Annotated in this window: 15 protein-coding genes and 1 tRNA gene; 11 read left to right on the top strand and 5 right to left on the bottom strand. The window is 68.7% G+C overall.

Translation table 11 applies throughout. The features are described from left to right. Window positions 1-83 precede the first annotated feature (83 nt). Window positions 84-1649 (top strand): amidohydrolase family protein, encoded by a 1566-nt coding sequence (locus ACT4N3_RS10055; protein WP_444855084.1) that lies wholly within the window; start codon window positions 84-86, stop codon window positions 1647-1649. On the opposite strand, the gene ACT4N3_RS10050 is transcribed toward ACT4N3_RS10055, so the two are convergent. Both ACT4N3_RS10050 and ACT4N3_RS10045 read right to left on the bottom strand, forming a co-directional pair. Then, the gene (locus ACT4N3_RS10050; RefSeq protein ID WP_444855083.1) at window positions 1646-2635 is read right to left on the bottom strand and encodes an NADP-dependent oxidoreductase; all 990 of its coding nucleotides are present in this window, start codon (window positions 2633-2635) and stop codon (window positions 1646-1648) included. The genes ACT4N3_RS10055 and ACT4N3_RS10050 overlap by 4 nt on opposite strands. A gap of 152 nt (window positions 2636-2787) precedes the next feature. Then, entirely contained in the window at window positions 2788-3573 is a 786-nt protein-coding gene (locus ACT4N3_RS10045) for a DUF2171 domain-containing protein (RefSeq protein ID WP_444855082.1), read from the bottom strand. Window positions 3574-3746: 173 nt separating this feature from the next. On the opposite strand from ACT4N3_RS10045, the gene ACT4N3_RS10040 reads away from it, so the two are divergent. The 7 genes from ACT4N3_RS10040 to metH all read left to right on the top strand — a co-directional run bounded on the left by ACT4N3_RS10040 (window position 3747) and on the right by metH (window position 11140). After that, a tRNA-Ala gene (locus ACT4N3_RS10040) sits at window positions 3747-3822 on the top strand. Between the two features lie 93 nt (window positions 3823-3915). Next, window positions 3916-4680 (top strand): NUDIX domain-containing protein, encoded by a 765-nt coding sequence (locus ACT4N3_RS10035; RefSeq protein WP_444855081.1) that lies wholly within the window; start codon window positions 3916-3918, stop codon window positions 4678-4680. 1 nt (window position 4681) lies between these two features. Continuing rightward, a complete protein-coding gene (locus ACT4N3_RS10030; protein ID WP_444855080.1) occupies window positions 4682-5413 on the top strand; it encodes an extensin-like domain-containing protein in 732 nt (243 codons plus the stop codon). 47 nt (window positions 5414-5460) lie between these two features. Further along, window positions 5461-6414, top strand: a complete 954-nt coding sequence (locus ACT4N3_RS10025) for an ArsR/SmtB family transcription factor (protein ID WP_444855079.1) — start codon at window positions 5461-5463, stop codon at window positions 6412-6414. Further along, window positions 6411-7346, top strand: coding sequence for a methylenetetrahydrofolate reductase (metF, locus tag ACT4N3_RS10020; RefSeq protein WP_444855078.1), 936 nt, complete (start codon window positions 6411-6413; stop codon window positions 7344-7346). Before ACT4N3_RS10025 ends, metF begins: the two co-directional genes overlap by 4 nt. Further along, window positions 7343-8389, top strand: coding sequence for a homocysteine S-methyltransferase family protein (locus tag ACT4N3_RS10015; protein WP_444855077.1), 1047 nt, complete (start codon window positions 7343-7345; stop codon window positions 8387-8389). The genes metF and ACT4N3_RS10015 overlap by 4 nt, the downstream gene beginning before the upstream one ends. A 90-nt stretch (window positions 8390-8479) precedes the next feature. After that, window positions 8480-11140, top strand: coding sequence for a methionine synthase (gene metH / locus ACT4N3_RS10010; RefSeq protein ID WP_444855085.1), 2661 nt, complete (start codon window positions 8480-8482; stop codon window positions 11138-11140). A 188-nt stretch (window positions 11141-11328) separates the two neighbouring features. Here the strand turns inward: metH and ACT4N3_RS10005 are convergent, their stop codons facing one another. Then, complete coding sequence (locus ACT4N3_RS10005) at window positions 11329-12924, bottom strand: sensor histidine kinase (protein WP_444855076.1); 1596 nt, start codon at window positions 12922-12924, stop codon at window positions 11329-11331. A gap of 29 nt (window positions 12925-12953) precedes the next feature. Further along, window positions 12954-13109: a NepR family anti-sigma factor gene (locus ACT4N3_RS10000; RefSeq protein ID WP_444855075.1), complete on the bottom strand. Its 156-nt coding sequence runs from the start codon at window positions 13107-13109 to the stop codon at window positions 12954-12956. Between the two features lie 294 nt (window positions 13110-13403). On the opposite strand from ACT4N3_RS10000, the gene ACT4N3_RS09995 reads away from it, so the two are divergent. From ACT4N3_RS09995 to ACT4N3_RS09985, 3 genes are all read left to right on the top strand, one after another. After that, on the top strand, window positions 13404-14195 hold the full coding sequence (locus tag ACT4N3_RS09995) for a response regulator (protein WP_444855074.1): 792 nt from the start codon (window positions 13404-13406) through the stop codon (window positions 14193-14195). Window positions 14196-14261: 66 nt separating this feature from the next. Then, window positions 14262-14402 (top strand): hypothetical protein, encoded by a 141-nt coding sequence (locus ACT4N3_RS09990; RefSeq protein WP_444855073.1) that lies wholly within the window; start codon window positions 14262-14264, stop codon window positions 14400-14402. Between the two features lie 66 nt (window positions 14403-14468). Then, a complete protein-coding gene (locus tag ACT4N3_RS09985) occupies window positions 14469-15137 on the top strand; it encodes a sigma-70 family RNA polymerase sigma factor (RefSeq protein ID WP_444855072.1) in 669 nt (222 codons plus the stop codon). A gap of 16 nt (window positions 15138-15153) precedes the next feature. Here ACT4N3_RS09985 and ACT4N3_RS09980 read toward each other — a convergent pair whose 3' ends face one another. After that, window positions 15154-15321, bottom strand: coding sequence for a hypothetical protein (locus ACT4N3_RS09980; protein ID WP_444855071.1), 168 nt, complete (start codon window positions 15319-15321; stop codon window positions 15154-15156). Window positions 15322-15358: the final 37 nt, after the last annotated feature.

Here is a 15358-nt window from a genome sequence, read left to right as displayed (position 1 = left end):
AGGCGGATCGGGGAGCGGGCGAAAGCGCTGGCGGACTGAAGCCGGCTGCGCCATGCTCTCCTCCAGCGAGGAAGGGGATGGCGATGAGGCCTTTGCAGCGCGTTTCAGCGATCGCCCTGCTGCTCGTGCTCCATGTCAACGGCCTGGCCATGGCCCAGCCATCCGCCGAGCAACCGCCCGCGCAACAAGTGCCACCGGCGTCCGTTCCCGCGCCTGAGACACCACCGATCGAAGCGGTCCGCGCTGTCATGCCGCCGACGCCCCTGCCGGCGCGCGTCGAGCTTTCGCCGCAGGTGCACGCCTTCGTCTCGGTCGAGCCGGGATCGATCGCGCTGACTCATGTCCGCGTGATCGACGGCACCGGCGCGCCGGCGCGCGAGGACCAGACGATCCTGATCGGCGCCGACGGCCGCATCGCCGCGATCGGCCCGGCCGCCTCGACACCGCCGCCCCGGGGCGCGCGGGTGATCGACCTTGCCGGCCACAGCGTGCTGCCCGGCTGGGTCGGGATGCACGAGCATCTCTTCTACACGGCGGCGGTCGACCCGGCGACGGGCCCGGCCTTCCTTCAGATGAGCCACAGCTTCCCGCTGCTCTATCTGGCCGCGGGGGCGACGACGATCCGCACGGCGGGATCGGTCGCCGGCCAGACCGACATCAACATGAGCGCTTACATCGCCGCCGGGCAAAGGGCCGGGCCCGAAGTCCATGCCACCGCACCCTATCTGGGTCGCGCGGGCGGCCTGCCGGAGATCAGCGAGGAGCGCGGGCCAGAGCGGATGCGCGCGGCAGTCGACTATTGGGCCGGGGCGGGGGCGACGTCGTTCAAGGCCTATATGCAGGCGACGCGCGAGGAGCTGACCGCGATCGTCACCGCGGCGCATGCGAGGAATCTGCCTGTCACCGGCCATCTCTGCGCGACCAGCTTCGCCGAGGCGGCGGCGATCGGCATCGACAATCTGGAGCACGGTTTCGTCGTCGCGACCGATTTCATCCCGAACCGGCAGCCGGACGTCTGCCCGCAGAACCCCTTTTCCGGGCTCAGCCATGTCACGACGCCGGAGGCGCCGGCCGCGCAGGCCTTGTTCGCGACGCTCCGCGAGCACCGGGTCGCGATCACCTCGACACTGGCGGTGCTGGAGCAGTTCACCGCCGCGAGCCCGCCGCCGCGGCCCGAGGCCCTGATCGCGATGGCGGCCCATTCGCGCGACAATTGCCTGGCCCAGCGCCGCCAGACCGCGGCGGCGCCGGGCGACCCGTTCCGGCCCCTCTACCAGCGCGAAATGGCGTTCGAACTCGCCTTCGCCCGCTCGGGCGGCACCCTGCTGGTCGGCTCCGATCCCACCGGAAACGGCTGCGTGATCGCCGGCGACGGGCTGCAACGCGGCGTCGAACTGCTGGTCGCGGCCGGCTTCACCCCGCTGGAGGCGATCCGGATCGCGACGCTGAACGGCGCCACCTTCCTCGGCATCGCCGAGCGCACCGGCACGGTCGTCGCGGGCAAGGAAGCGGATTTGATCGTCGTGCGCGGCGATCCCTCGACCCGGATCGAGGACGTTCGCAACGTCCGCTTCGTGTTCTCGAACGGCGCCGGTTACGATCCCACCCGGCTGACGGCGGCGGCGCGGGGCTGGGTCGGCATCCGCTAGAGGCGGACCAGCATCTTGCCGGTGTTGCCGCCGCTGAACAGGTCGAGGAAGGCCTGCGGCGCGGCTTCGAGCCCCAAGCGGATCGTCTCGCGCGACGTGAGCTTGCCGGCCGCGATCAGGCCGCCCATCTCGCGGTAGAACTCACCCATCTCGCCCAGGAAATCGAGGTAGATGAAGCCCTTCAGCATGATCCGGGCGGCGATGATCCGCATGACGTAACGGAAGGCGTGGTTCGACCCGCTGTTATAGTCGTCGATCATGCCGCAGATCGCGAAGCGGGCATTCTGCCGTGCCGTCGCGAAGGCGGCGTCGAGATGATCGCCCCCGACATTGTCGAAATAGACGTCGATTCCCTTGGGCGCCACTTCATTGAGCTGCTTCAGGACCGGGCCGGCTTTGTAGTCGATCGTCGCGTCCGCCCCGAGCTCCTTCACCCAGGCGCATTTGTCGGCGCCGCCGGCCGAGCCGATCACCGTCATGCCTCTGGCCTTGGCGATCTGGACAACCGCCGAGCCGACCGCGCCCGCCGCGGCCGAGACGAACACGACATCCCCTTCCTTCGCCGCCGCGACCCGTAGCAGGCCGAAATAAGCGGTGCCGCCAGTGAGGCCGAGATTGCCGAGGAAATGATGCGGCGCGATCCCCATCGGCGGCAGCTTGTTGAAGTTCTCGGCCGGGCCGGCCGCAGTCTCGCGCCAGCCGGCCATGTGGAGGACCTGATCGCCTTCCTGAAACGCGGGCGAGCGACTCTCGACGACGGTGCCGACCGCGCCGCCCGACATCGGCTCGCCGATCTGGAAGGGCGGCGTGTAGCTCTTCACGTCGTTCATCCGGCCGCGCATGTAAGGGTCGACCGAGAGCCAGTCGTTCCTGACCTTCAGCCACCCGTCCTGAAGGTCCGGCAGCGGCGCCTCCTTCAGCTCGAAATTCGCCGGGGTCGGAAGACCCTGCGGACGCGACGCGAGATGCCAGGCGCGGTTGCTCATCTTCAGGTCCTCCCTTGCAACCGACCTTCGTGGCTTTGCGTGGCGGAGTCAAAAATCGCCACCCCCAGCCCCTCCAGCAATGGCTGGAGAGGGAGTGACTCTGAGCCACGCCCCCTCCACGTCTTCGTGGAGGGGTTGGGGGTGGCCTCTTGTCAACGCTCTTCGGGATAGGTGCCGGAGAAGGCGCGGTTCAGCATGTGCGGCCCGCGGCTTCCGGAATCCTCGCGCTCGAACAAGGCGCGGTTGCGGCTTTCGGTCCGCCAGCGCTCCTTCGCGTCGTCGGCGCCGAGGTTGAGCGTCACCTTGTCGCCGACCTCCTCGATCCAGCCGCAGGGGATGGAATGATGGACGCCGCCAGCGGCCGCGTCGTTCCTGGTCAGGATGACGCTGTCGCCGCGAACCTTGTCGACCGTGCCGACATGCTGGCCGTCCGAGCCCAGCACTTCCATATGCTCGGTCACCCGTTCGAGCGCCTCGCGCTGCCGCCCGCGCTTGTCGCGCCAGGCGCCGAACTCGCGGTCGAAGCGCGACTGGTTCTCGCGCCGATACTCGTCATAGTCGCGATCGAGCGCGGCGATCTGCCGATCGCGCCACTCGGCATAATGCGGGTCGCGATCGCCGGGCGCGAACCCGTAGCGCGACGGCGCCGAGAGGTAGCCGACATTGCGCTGGCGGCCGAACTCGGCCCGGCCGGGGAGGGGGCCGGCGAAATCGGGGGCGAAGCCCGGCCCGCCGGCGCCGATATCCGAACGTCGGTCATGGCGGGGACGGCGATGGCCGAAAGTGCGGCGCTCCTCCTCGTCGGCCGGATGGAATTCGGCGGTCTGGTTGCCCCAGCCGGCGCCGAAGCTGTCATCGCCCTGCCAGCGCGCCTCGTGCTCCTCGTCGCGCCATCGCTCGCCGCGTCCGCGACCGGAAAGATGATTGTCGTAAGCCATCAGAAATCTCCTTCGCCGGATCGGTCGATCCATGGTCAGAACGAAGGGAAAAGCGCCGCTGTTCCGAGGGTTGCAGTGCTTCGTCGGGCGGGCCGAGCGGGTCGTCGAAAGCACAAAAAGGCGCGCCATTGCATCGCGCCGCGGCCATCGCTATCTGGGCGCTCCCGAGGCGCGGGGCTGTAGCTCAGATGGGAGAGCGCTGCAATCGCACTGCAGAGGTCAGGGGTTCGATTCCCCTCAGCTCCACCAGCCTTTGCCCTTCGGGCTACGGCTGGCAGGCCAGCCTGACAGGGGCATCCAACGGGCTGGCGCGCAAATCCTGATTGAGGCGGTTCAGGCAGCATGGACGAAGCCGAGCCCCTCCCGCCCGCCATTCCCGCCGCGACTTTGATCCTGATGCGCGACCGGGCCGATGGGGCGCCAGAAATCCTGATGACCGAGCGGCATGCCGAGATGGCCTTCGCCGCAGGAGCTTTGGTGTTTCCGGGCGGGCGGATCGATCCGGAGGACGAGGCGGCGGCCGCCGGCTTTCCGACCTTCGCCGACGCGGCGGCGCGGATCGCGGCGATCCGGGAGACGATCGAGGAGACCGGCATCCTGCCGGCTGTGAGTCCGGCCGCGTCGGACGAGGATGCGGCGATCGTTCGAGCGGCGCTGGCCGGCGGAGCAGCGCTGCCAGATGCGCTGGCGGGGCGGGGCCTGTCGCTCGATCTCGCCCGGCTCACGCCGTTCGCGCGCTGGCTGCCCAATTTCCGCGAGACGCGGCGCTTCGACACGCTCTTCTTCATCGCGGAGGCGGACGCCGACGCCGCCGAGGCGGAGCTGGCCGAGGCGGAAGCCGTGCGGTCGCTCTGGGCGGGCGCGGCCGACATTCTCGCCGAGATCCACGCCGGACGCGCCCACGCCATCTTCCCGACCCGGCGCAATCTGGAGCGCCTGGCGCGCTTCGCCTCGATCGCCGAGGCGCGGGCCGACGCCGCCCGCCACCCGGTCGAGACGATCACGCCCTGGGTCGAGGTCCGGGACGGCGCGCCGCACGTCTGCATCCCGGAAGGGATCGGCTATCCGGTGACGTCCGAGCCGCTGGAAACCGCGCGGCGCCGCTGAGATGCGGCGCGCGCGGCGGATCATCGTCTGGTTAGTAGTTCTTGGATTGCTCGTAGTCGGCGGGCTGCTGCTCTACGCTTATGGCCGCGCCCATCCCGAAGATCTGCCTTGGACCGAGCTCGATCTCGGCCAGCCGATTGGGCTGTTCACGGGGCGCAAGCTGGCGGCGCTACGGGACGATGCGCCGCGCTGCCGGGCGCTGATGGAGCGGGCCGGGATCGCCTTCACCGCCTTGCCGCCGCGCCGCGACGGGCCGCAATGCGGTTATGCCGACGCGGTTCGCCTTGGCTCCGGCGGATCGACGCGGATCGGCTGGCGGCCGGCCGATCTGGGCACGAGCTGCCCGGTCGCCGCCGCGCTCGCCTTGTGGGAATGGCATGTCGTCCAGCCCGCCGCGCGGCGCCATCTCGGCACCAGCGTGGCGGCGATCGACCATTTCGGCAGCTACAACTGCCGCCGCCTCTACGGCCGCGACGAAGGCGCGTGGAGCGAGCATGCCGGCGCCAACGCGATCGACGTCGCCGGCTTTACGCTCGCCGATGGCCGGCGGGTCCGGGTGGTGGCGGACTGGACGGGCGACGACCCGGAAGCGCGTTTCCTGCGCGAGGCCCGCGACGGCGCCTGCCGCCTGTTCGCGACCGTGCTGTCGCCCGACTACAACGACGCTCACCGCGATCATCTCCATCTCGATCAGGCGGATCGCGGGTCGCTCGGCTGGCGCGCCTGCCGTTAACCGCAACTTAGCTTGACCCGGATATAAAGATATCTTTATATCCACATATGGCTACGACCTCCGCCATCTTCGCCGCTCTGGCCGATCCGACCCGGCTGCGCATCCTCGCGCTGCTCGGGGCGATGGAGCTGTCGGTGGGCGAGATCGCGCAGGTGCTGGGGCAGAGCCAGCCCAGGGTCAGCCGCCACGTCCGTATCCTCGTCGACGCCGGCCTTGCCGAGCGGCGCAAGGAGGGGAGCTGGGTGTTCGTCAGCCTCGGCGCGCGGGAGCGGATCGAGCCCCTGTTCCAGCTGATCGAGCGCTGGGAGGCGCTGGACGGCGCGAACCAGTGGGTCGCCGCCGACGCCGCCCGCCTTGCCGCGGTCCGCGCCGACCGGGCCGCGGCCGCCGAGCGCTATTTCGCGGTTCATGCCGGCCATTGGGACGCTTTGCGCTCGCTCCATGTCGCGGAAAGCGAAGTCGAGGCGGCGATCGGCCGGGCATTGGCCGGCGCGCCGCTCGGCCGGCTGATCGACATCGGCACCGGTACCGGCCGGATGATCGAATTGTTCGCGCCCGCCGCCGAGCATGCGCTGGGCGTCGACCGATCGCCGGAGATGCTGCGGCTCGCCCGGGTGAAACTCGCCCAGGCCGGACTCAGCGCCGAATTGCGGCAGGGAGATATGTACGCGCTGCCGCTCGTCTCCGGCGCGGCGGACACGGTGATCCTGCACCAGGTGCTGCATTATGCGCACAACCCCGCCGCCGCGGTGGCGGAGGCGGCGCGGCTGATCGGCCCCGGCGGGCGGCTGCTGATCGCCGATTTCGCGCCGCACGAGCGCGAGGAGCTGCGCAGCCGCGACGCCCATGCCCGGCTTGGTTTCGGCGACGAGGCGGTGCTCGGCTGGCTCGAAGCGGCCGGGCTGGAGGGCGAGGTGTTCGAGCATCTCAAGGGTGGCGAGCTCACCGTCACGATCTGGCTCGGCGCGCAGCCGGCGACACGCATCCGGGAGGTCGCATGACCGCCGCGCCTGCCTTGACCCGCGCCGCCCGCAATCCGCGCCCCTTGTTCGAGGACGCGGCGGGCGACATCGCGGTCAGCTTCGAATTCTTCCCGCCGAAGACTGAGAAGATGGAGCAGGTGCTCTGGGAGTCGATCCAGACGCTGGCGCCGCTCGCCCCTCGCTTCGTCTCGGTGACCTATGGCGCCGGCGGCTCGACCCGGGAGCGCACCCACGCGACGGTCGAGCGGATCGTCCGCGAGACGAGCCTCACCGCCGCCGCGCACCTCACCTGCGTCGCCGCGACCCGTGAGGAGATCGACGCGGTCGCCCGCGATTACTGGGACGCCGGGGTGCGCCATATCGTCGCGTTGCGTGGCGACCCGCCCGAGCCGGGCACGCGCTTCCAGTCGCCGGCGGGCGGCTATGCCAATGCCGAGGAGTTGGTCGCGGGGCTGAAGCGCATCGCGCCGTTCGAGATTTCCGTCGCGGCCTATCCCGAGTGCCATCCGGATTCGGTCACCCGCATCGCCGATCTCGACAATCTCAGGCGCAAGGTCGATGCCGGCGCCGACCGGGCGATCACCCAGTTCTTCTTCTCCCCGGATTGCTTCCTTCGCTTCCGCGACGAGGCGGCAGCGGCGGGGATCGACGCCGAGATCGTGCCGGGCATCCTGCCGGTTTCCAACGTCGCCCAGACCCGCAAGTTCGCGGCCCAGTGCGGCGCCGCAATCCCGCCCTGGATGGACCGGCTGTTCGAGGGGCTGGACGATCTGCCGGACGCCCGCAAACTGGTTGCGGCGACGGTGGCGGCGGAACTCTGCGCCCGACTCTACGGCGAGGGCGTGCGCCATTTCCACTTCTACACCCTGAACCGGGCCGAACTGAGCTACGCGATCTGCCACCTGCTCGGCATGCGGCCCACCGGCAAGAGCAAGGAGCAGGCAGCATGAGCGCGCGCGAGCGACTGAAGGCGGCCGCCAGGACACGCATCCTGCTCACCGACGGCGCGTTCGGAACCGAGATCCAGAACCGCAAGCTGACCGAGGCCGATTATCGCGGGACCCTCGATCTCGCCCGCGACCAGAAAGGCAATAACGACATCCTGGCGATCACCCGGCCGGACGTGGTGGACGCGATCACCCGCGACTATCTCACGGCGGGCTCGGACATCGTTTCGACCAACACCTTCAGCGCCAACCGGATCAGCCAGGCCGATTATGGCGCCGAGCATCTCGTCGCCGACATCAACCGCGCCTCAGCCCGGATCGCCCGCGCGGCGGTGGACGATTTCGAGGCGAAAGACGGCCGCCCGCGCTTCGTCGCCGGCGCGATCGGGCCGACCAACAAAACGCTTTCGCTCTCGCCCGACGTCAACGATCCCGGCTTTCGCGAGATCGATTTCGACACGCTGAAGGCCGTCTATCGCGAGCAGACCGACGCGCTGCTCGAGGGCGGTGCGGACTTCATCCTGATCGAGACGATCTTCGACACGCTGAACGCCAAGGCCGGCATCATGGCGGCGAAGGAAGCGGCGGCGGGGCTCGGCCGCGAGGTGCCGCTGATGATCTCGATGACGCTGACCGACCTGTCGGGGCGCAATCTCTCCGGCCATACGGTCGAGGCCTTCTGGCACACGGTGCGCCATGCCGATCCGGTGACGATCGGGCTCAACTGCTCGTTCGGCGCGCAGCAATTGCGGCCGCACGTCCAGTCCCTGTCGGGTGTCGCCGACACTTTGATCATGGCCTATCCGAACGCGGGCTTGCCGAACGAGCTCGGCGAATATGACGAGCTGCCCGAGCAGACCGCGGCCTTGCTCAAGGAATGGGCAGAGGCCGGCTGGGTCAACATCATCGGCGGCTGCTGCGGTTCCACCCCGGCGCATATCGCCGCGATGGCGAAGGCAGTGGCGGGCTTCGCGCCGCGCAGGATCCCGACCCCGCCGCGCGCCACCCGCCTCGCCGGGCTCGAGCCGATGACGCTCGCCGCCTGAAACTTCCCCTCTCCCGCACGCGGGAGAGGGTTAGGGGTGAGCGTCTATTTCTTATCCTTCTTGAATTCGGAATCTCTCGTGGCTGATGCGCTGACAGACCCTCACCCCAGCCCTCTCCCGCAAGCGGGAGAGGGAGAGCGGCGCGCGACGTTCGTCAATATCGGCGAGCGCACCAACGTCACCGGTTCCGCCCGGTTCAAGAAACTGGTGATGGCCGGGGATTATCCGGCCGCGGTCGAGGTCGCGCGCCAACAGGTCGAGAACGGCGCGCAGGTGATCGACGTCAACATGGACGAGGGCCTGCTCGACGCCGAGCTGGCGATGACCACTTACCTCAAGCTGATCGCCGCCGAGCCCGACATCGCCCGGGTGCCGGTGATGGTCGACAGCTCTAAATGGGCGGTGATCGAGGCGGGGCTCAAATGCGTGTCCGGCAAGCCGATCGTCAATTCGATCAGCATGAAGGAAGGCGAGGCGGAGTTCCTGCGCCTCGCGCGAAAGGTTCGCGACTATGGCGCCGCGGTCGTCGTCATGGCATTCGACGAGACCGGCCAGGCGGACACGAAAGCGCGCAAGGTCGAAATCTGCGCCCGCGCCTACGACCTGCTCGTTGCCGACGGCTTCCCGCCCGAGGACATCATCTTCGATCCCAACATCTTCGCGGTCGCCACGGGAATCGAGGAGCATCGCAATTACGCCGTCGATTTCATCGAGGCGTGCAGGGTAATCCGCCAGCGCTGCCCGGGCGCGCATATTTCCGGCGGCCTCTCGAACCTCAGCTTCTCGTTCCGCGGCAACGAGCCAGTGCGCCGGGCGATGCACTCGATCTTCCTCTACCATGCGATCCCGGCCGGGCTCGACATGGCGATCGTCAATGCCGGCCAGCTCGACGTCTATGACACGATCGACCCGGCGCTGCGCGAGGCATGCGAGGACGTGGTGCTCAACCGTCTGCCCAAAAACGGGGGGGACGCGACCGAGCGGCTCGTCACGCTGGCCGAGCAATATCTCGGCTCCGATCCGGTGCGCGAAAAGGCCGAGGCGGAATGGCGCGGCTGGGAGGTCGAGAAGCGGCTGGAACATGCGCTGGTCAAGGGCATCGATGCCTTTGTCGTCGAGGACACCGAAGAGTGCCGGCTGAAGGCCGAGCGGCCGATCCACGTCATCGAAGGTCCGCTGATGGACGGCATGAACGTCGTCGGCGACCTGTTCGGATCGGGCAAGATGTTCCTGCCGCAGGTGGTGAAGTCCGCCCGGGTGATGAAGAAGGCGGTCGCCCATTTGCTGCCCTATATCGAGGCCGAGAAGGACGAGAACAGCAAGGGCAAGGGCCGGGTCGTGATGGCCACCGTGAAGGGCGACGTCCACGATATCGGCAAGAACATCGTCGGCGTCGTCCTCCAGTGCAACGGCTTCGAGATCATCGATCTGGGCGTGATGGTGCCCTGGCAGGACATATTGAAGGCCGCGAACGACAATCAGGCCGACATGATCGGCCTCTCCGGGCTCATCACCCCGTCGCTCGACGAAATGGTGACGGTGGCCGAGGAGATGCAGCGCGAGACGATGACCATGCCGCTGCTGATCGGCGGTGCGACGACGAGCAAGGTCCACACCGCGCTCAGGATCGATCCGGCCTATAAGGGGCCGGTGATCCACGTCCTCGACGCCAGCCGCGCCGTCGGCGTCGCCTCCAGCCTCGTGTCGGACACGCAGAAGGCGCCGCTCGTCGCCAAGACCGCAGAGGATTACGAGGCTGTCCGCGTCGCCCGCGCCAACAAGGGGCAGAACGAGCTGGCGACACTGGCCGAAGCGCGCGCCAACGGCTTCGTCTACGATCCGGCCGGCAAGGCGCCGCCGCCGCAGCGGCCGGGCGTGCAGAGCTTCAACGACTGGCCGCTGCGCGAGCTTCGCGACGGCATCGACTGGACGCCCTTCTTCCGCGCCTGGGAGCTGGCCGGCAACTATCCGGCGATCCTCGACGATCCGATTGTCGGCGAAAGCGCGCGGAGCCTGTTCGCCGACGCGCAGGCGATGCTCGACAAGATCATCGCCGAGCATTGGCTGACGGCGCGCGCGACGGTGGGCCTGTGGCGCTGCCGCCGCGAAGGCGACGACATCTTCGTGCTGGCGCGCAACGATGAGACGAAGCTCGCCTTCCTTCGCCAGCAGGTGAAGAAGCGCGAGGGCCGGGCCAATATGTGCCTCGCCGATTTCATCGATCCCGCACAAGAGGACTGGATCGGCGGCTTCGCGGTCGGCATCCACGGCATCGAGACGCATCTCGCGCGCTTCAAGGCGCAGACCGACGATTATTCCGACATCCTGTTGAAGGCGCTGAGCGACCGGCTGGCGGAAAGCTTCGCCGAGACGCTTCACGCCCATGTCCGCAACTCGATCTGGGGCTATGCGCCGGACGAGCATTTCACCAATGCCGACCTGATCCGCGAGACCTATGCCGGCATTCGCCCGGCGCCGGGCTATCCGGCCTGCCCGGATCACAGCCTGAAGCCGATCCTGTTCGACATGCTGAGCGGCGAGGGGGCGAATGAGGGGCCGGCCGGCGTCACGCTGACCGAGAATTTCGCGATGCTGCCGACCTCTGCGGTGTCGGGCTTCTATTTCGGCCATCGCGACAGCGACTATTTCGGCGTCGCCCGGATCGGCCGCGACCAGCTCGAGGATTATGCCGCCCGCCGCGGCGTCAGCGTCGAGCAGGCGGAACGCTGGCTGCGGCCCAATCTCGACTAAGGTTCAGCTCGCCCATCGTCCCATTTCAGGGCGACGATTCTGTTAACCCCGTTCCGCCCTCGACTTCCGGTCCGGCGCAGTCCAGCCGTGCCCGCATGGTTCGGCTCGCCTTCCTCGTCCTGGTCGCCAGTCTGGTCGTCGCGCTCGCGCCCGTACCGGTCTAGGCGACGACGCCGCGCCGCGCGCGGTCACGCCGGTTCCGTCTCCTCATCCGCATCGCCGATCACCGGCAGGTCGATGGCGTAGAGGCCGCGCTTCGGCTCGCGTTCGAGCGGAGCGCGCAGTTGGCGGGCGAGGCCGGTGATGATCCGGTCGAACCGGTTGATCAGCGTCTCGTCGCACGGCCCGCCCTCCGCCGGGCCGTCCATCTCGATCGCCAGCCGCGCCGTGGCCGGGGCGCCGCGCTCGACCGAGATCGACACGGTCGTCGCGCCGCACAGCATGCCGAACTCGACGATCTCGGTGATCAGAAAGGCGACCGAAACCGCGACGTCCTGGCTGACGTGGGACGGATCGACGTCAAGCCGGATCTGCATCGCTGCGCCCCGCGTCGGCGCGGAGGCGCGCAGATTGGCAGCGAGCTCCGAGACCAACGGGCGCAGCGCGACGCCGCGGTTCTCCTCCAGCTCGGCAAAATGATTGCGGTGGACGACGGCGAGCGCGTCCACCCGCCGCTGGATCGCGGCATAGGCCGAGGTCGCCGACTCGTCGGTGGCGCCGCGCGAATGAATGTTGAGCAGGGAGGCGACGACCTGGAGGTTGTTCTTCACGCGGTGATGGACCTCGCGCACCAGCCGCCGCTGGCGCTCCAGCCCCGCCTCGAGGTCCGCCTCGTGCCGGGCAACGGTCCGGGTCATCGTGTCGAACGCCTGGCCCAGGGCGGTGATCTCGTGTGCCGGGCTGCGCACCCTGGGCAGGCTCAACGCGGCGTCGCCGGGGCGATAGGCGGAAATCGCGCGCTCGATCTGCTTCAACGGCTGGAGCAACAGGCGCTGGACGAGGAACCAGCCGATCGCCGAGGCCCAGAGCCACATCAGCACCGGCGTCATGATGATGAGCAAGTCGCTCGCGGTCAGCGGCCGGACCGAGGCGTGGACGCGAAGCTCATACTGGCCGTTAGCGAGCGGGTGGGTGACGACGATTTCCTCGGCCAGCACGCCGCCCGGCCGCCCGGTGCGAAGCGGCATCTCCCGCGGCCCCTGGACCAGCTCGACACCGAATTCTCCCGGCAGCGGCGGCGTGTTCACCAGCGCCGCGAGCGTGGTGCGCGGGAACTCGACCACCCCTTCGGGCGCACCGGCCGGATCGTAGAGGAAGATGCGCAGCAACTCGCCGTCGGGCGTGATCTCCACGCGCCCGGCCTCGCCGGCGGCGCGCGGAATGGCCGGCACCCGAAAGCCCGGCGACAGGCATTTGAGATCGCCGCCCTCGCCGAACAACGCGTAGCGGCCGCCACTCCCGGGCAGGCGGCTGAGCCGGTCGAGCGTCCGCGCGCAGGCGCGCTCGGGCGGCGCGCCCGCGGCGATGATCGCGTCGCGGGCGGCGCGGATCGTGAGGCTGTGCCGCGCCAGGGGCAGCGTCAGCCGCTGCACGTGCACCGCGAGCATCGCCGTCGCGTCCGCCTCGCCGCGCGAGCGATTGCCCTCGGCGTTCCGCATCGAGGCGGCGATCGCGATCACCCCGAGCGGCAGCAAGCCGAGGCTCAGGATCACAAACATCTTGATCCCGGTTGAAAGCGCCGCCCAGCGGGCGGCGATCCGGTCGGCGAAGCGCGGGCTGCTCATGGCCGGCCGCGGGTCCTCACCGCTGCGCGTCAATCGAGCTTGCGGAGCAGGTCGAGCAGATCGGCGGGAATGTCCTCGCGCAGCGCGCCTTCATAAGCCTTCTTGAGCGCCGCCCCGACATCTCGCCCGCCCTTCGGTGCGCGCGGCGGCCGGCCGGAACCCTTGTCATCGCGCGACTTGATCAAATCCTAACCCCTCGCGGCCATTGGCGCCGCGCCCCGCAGCCTTCGAACCCGTCCGCTGAAGGAGAGTCGGTCGAGCCGTCGTCACCACACAGACGCATAAGCACGGCGGCCTCGATTAGTTGCCCCGCGTGGCCAAGGAAACAAAAAAGTCCGACGATTGTTCCACCTCCGGACACATGCGGGGAAACGCGACATTTCGTTGCGCGAGACGCCGGCCGGAACGAGCGCCCCACGGGGTTGCAATCGGCCGGTCGCACTCTCAATACCGCTCGGGACCTTGAGGAGTTGCATCCTATGTCGCTTGGTGACGCGCTGAAGCCCCATCTGCCCTTTCTGCGCCGCTATGCGCGGGCGCTGACCGGCAGCCAGGCGCATGGCGACAATTTCGTCCGCGCGACGCTCGAGGCGATCGTCGCCGCGCCGGACGATTTTCCGCGCGACGTCGATCCCCGGCTCGGCCTCTATCGCACCTTCCATGCGATCTGGTCGTCGGCCAATATCGAGGAGCAGGCCGGCGACACCGGCGACGGGGCGGCGAGCATCGCCCAGGCGCGGCTGTCGCGGATCACGCCGCTGTCGCGCCAGGCGCTGCTGCTGACCGCGATGGAAGGCTTTTCGCCGGAGGATGCGGCCTATCTGATCGATGCGACGCCGGCCGAGGTCGAGACTCTGGTCGCGGAGGCGATCGCCGAGATCGAGCGCCAGACCCGCGCCGACGTGCTGATCATCGAGGACGAGCCGATCATCGCGATGGACATCGAGACGATCGTCCGCGACCTCGGCCACAATGTCACCGGCGTGGCCGTGACCCGCGACGAGGCGGTGCAGCAGGCGATGGACAACCGGCCGGGCCTCGTCCTCGCCGACATCCAGCTCGCCGACGACAGCTCGGGCATTGACGCGGTGAAGGACATTCTCGGCGAGTTTACGGTGCCGGTCATCTTCATCACCGCCTTCCCGGAGCGGCTGTTGACCGGTGAGCGGCCGGAACCGACCTTCCTGATCACCAAGCCGTTCCAGCCCTCGACGGTGAAGGCGGCGATCGCCCAGGCCTTGTTCTTCGACGCGGCGACGGTTCCAGCCTGATCGGGAACCGGCGCAACGCGGCAAGCGTTGCCGGGCTGTAACGAAGGGAACTCGACGAGCGTCTCAATGAACCAGGACGAGGAAACCCATATCAGCACGACGCGCGCCCGCGCCGGCAGCACCCCCCACGTCACGCGCTATGTGCTCGGCTGGGGACTGGGCCTCGTCATTCTGCTTTTCTTCCTTATCTATCTCATCTGGAACTGAGCCCGGCGCCGATGCGGCGAAGGGCGCGCGTGCGCGGCGATGCGCGCGCGGGAAAGGCTGAACTGAATGACGGGCGGGAAAGCGGAGGCGGACGACGAGCGGCGCGCGCCGGCCGACTGGGCGCCGCTGCCCGACGACGAATTCAAGCACGAGCTCGCCCAGGTGATACCCCATTTGCGCGCCTTCGGCCGCTCGCTCTCCGGCAGCCGCGACCTCGCCGACGACCTCGTCCAGGAGACCTTGCTCAAGGCCTGGGCGGCGCGCAAACGCTTCCAGGCCGGCACCAACATGCGGGCCTGGACCTTCATCATCCTCAGGAACCTGTTCCTCAGCCAGATGCGCCGCGCCCGCTTCAAGGGTGAATGGGACGAGCTCACCGCCTCCAAGATTCTCGCCGCGCCGGCGAACCAGGACAAGCAGATCGAGCTGGCCGACATGCATCGGGCGCTGATGCACCTGCCGCAGCCGCAGCGCGAGGCGCTGATCCTCGTCGGCGCGGGCGGTTTCGCTTATGAGGAAGCGGCGCAGATCTGCGATTGCGCGGTCGGCACGATCAAGAGCCGGGTGGCGCGCGGCCGGGTCGCGCTGGAGGCGCTCCTCGTCAGCGGCAAGCTCCCCTCGCGGCGCGGCCATGCGGCGAGCGGCGGCTCGCCGCTCGCCAGCATCATGGGGGAGGTCGACGAGTTGAGCCGCGGCTACGTCGCCAGGGGAGAGGACGAGGCGGAGGAGGATTGACGCGTCGTCGCGCGGCTCAGCCGAGGCGCGCGAGCAGATCGTCGAACGACGAAAGATCGCGCGACGCCCCGTTGAGGTCGTAGGCCTGACGCAAGGCATTGCCCAAGCCGGCGTGCAAAGCAGGCCTCGCCACCCTCACGAACCGTCGCGGCATTTCGCGTCTCATCGCCTCGTCGATCAACACCAGTTTCTCCACGTTGGAATTAACGTGGATCAGCGGG

The organism is Sphingosinicella sp. (assembly GCF_052388015.1).
GTDB lineage: Bacteria > Pseudomonadota > Alphaproteobacteria > Sphingomonadales > Sphingomonadaceae > Allosphingosinicella.
The sequence above is the reverse complement of the archived record's forward strand: the minus strand, read 5'-3'. Positions and strand labels throughout refer to the sequence as shown.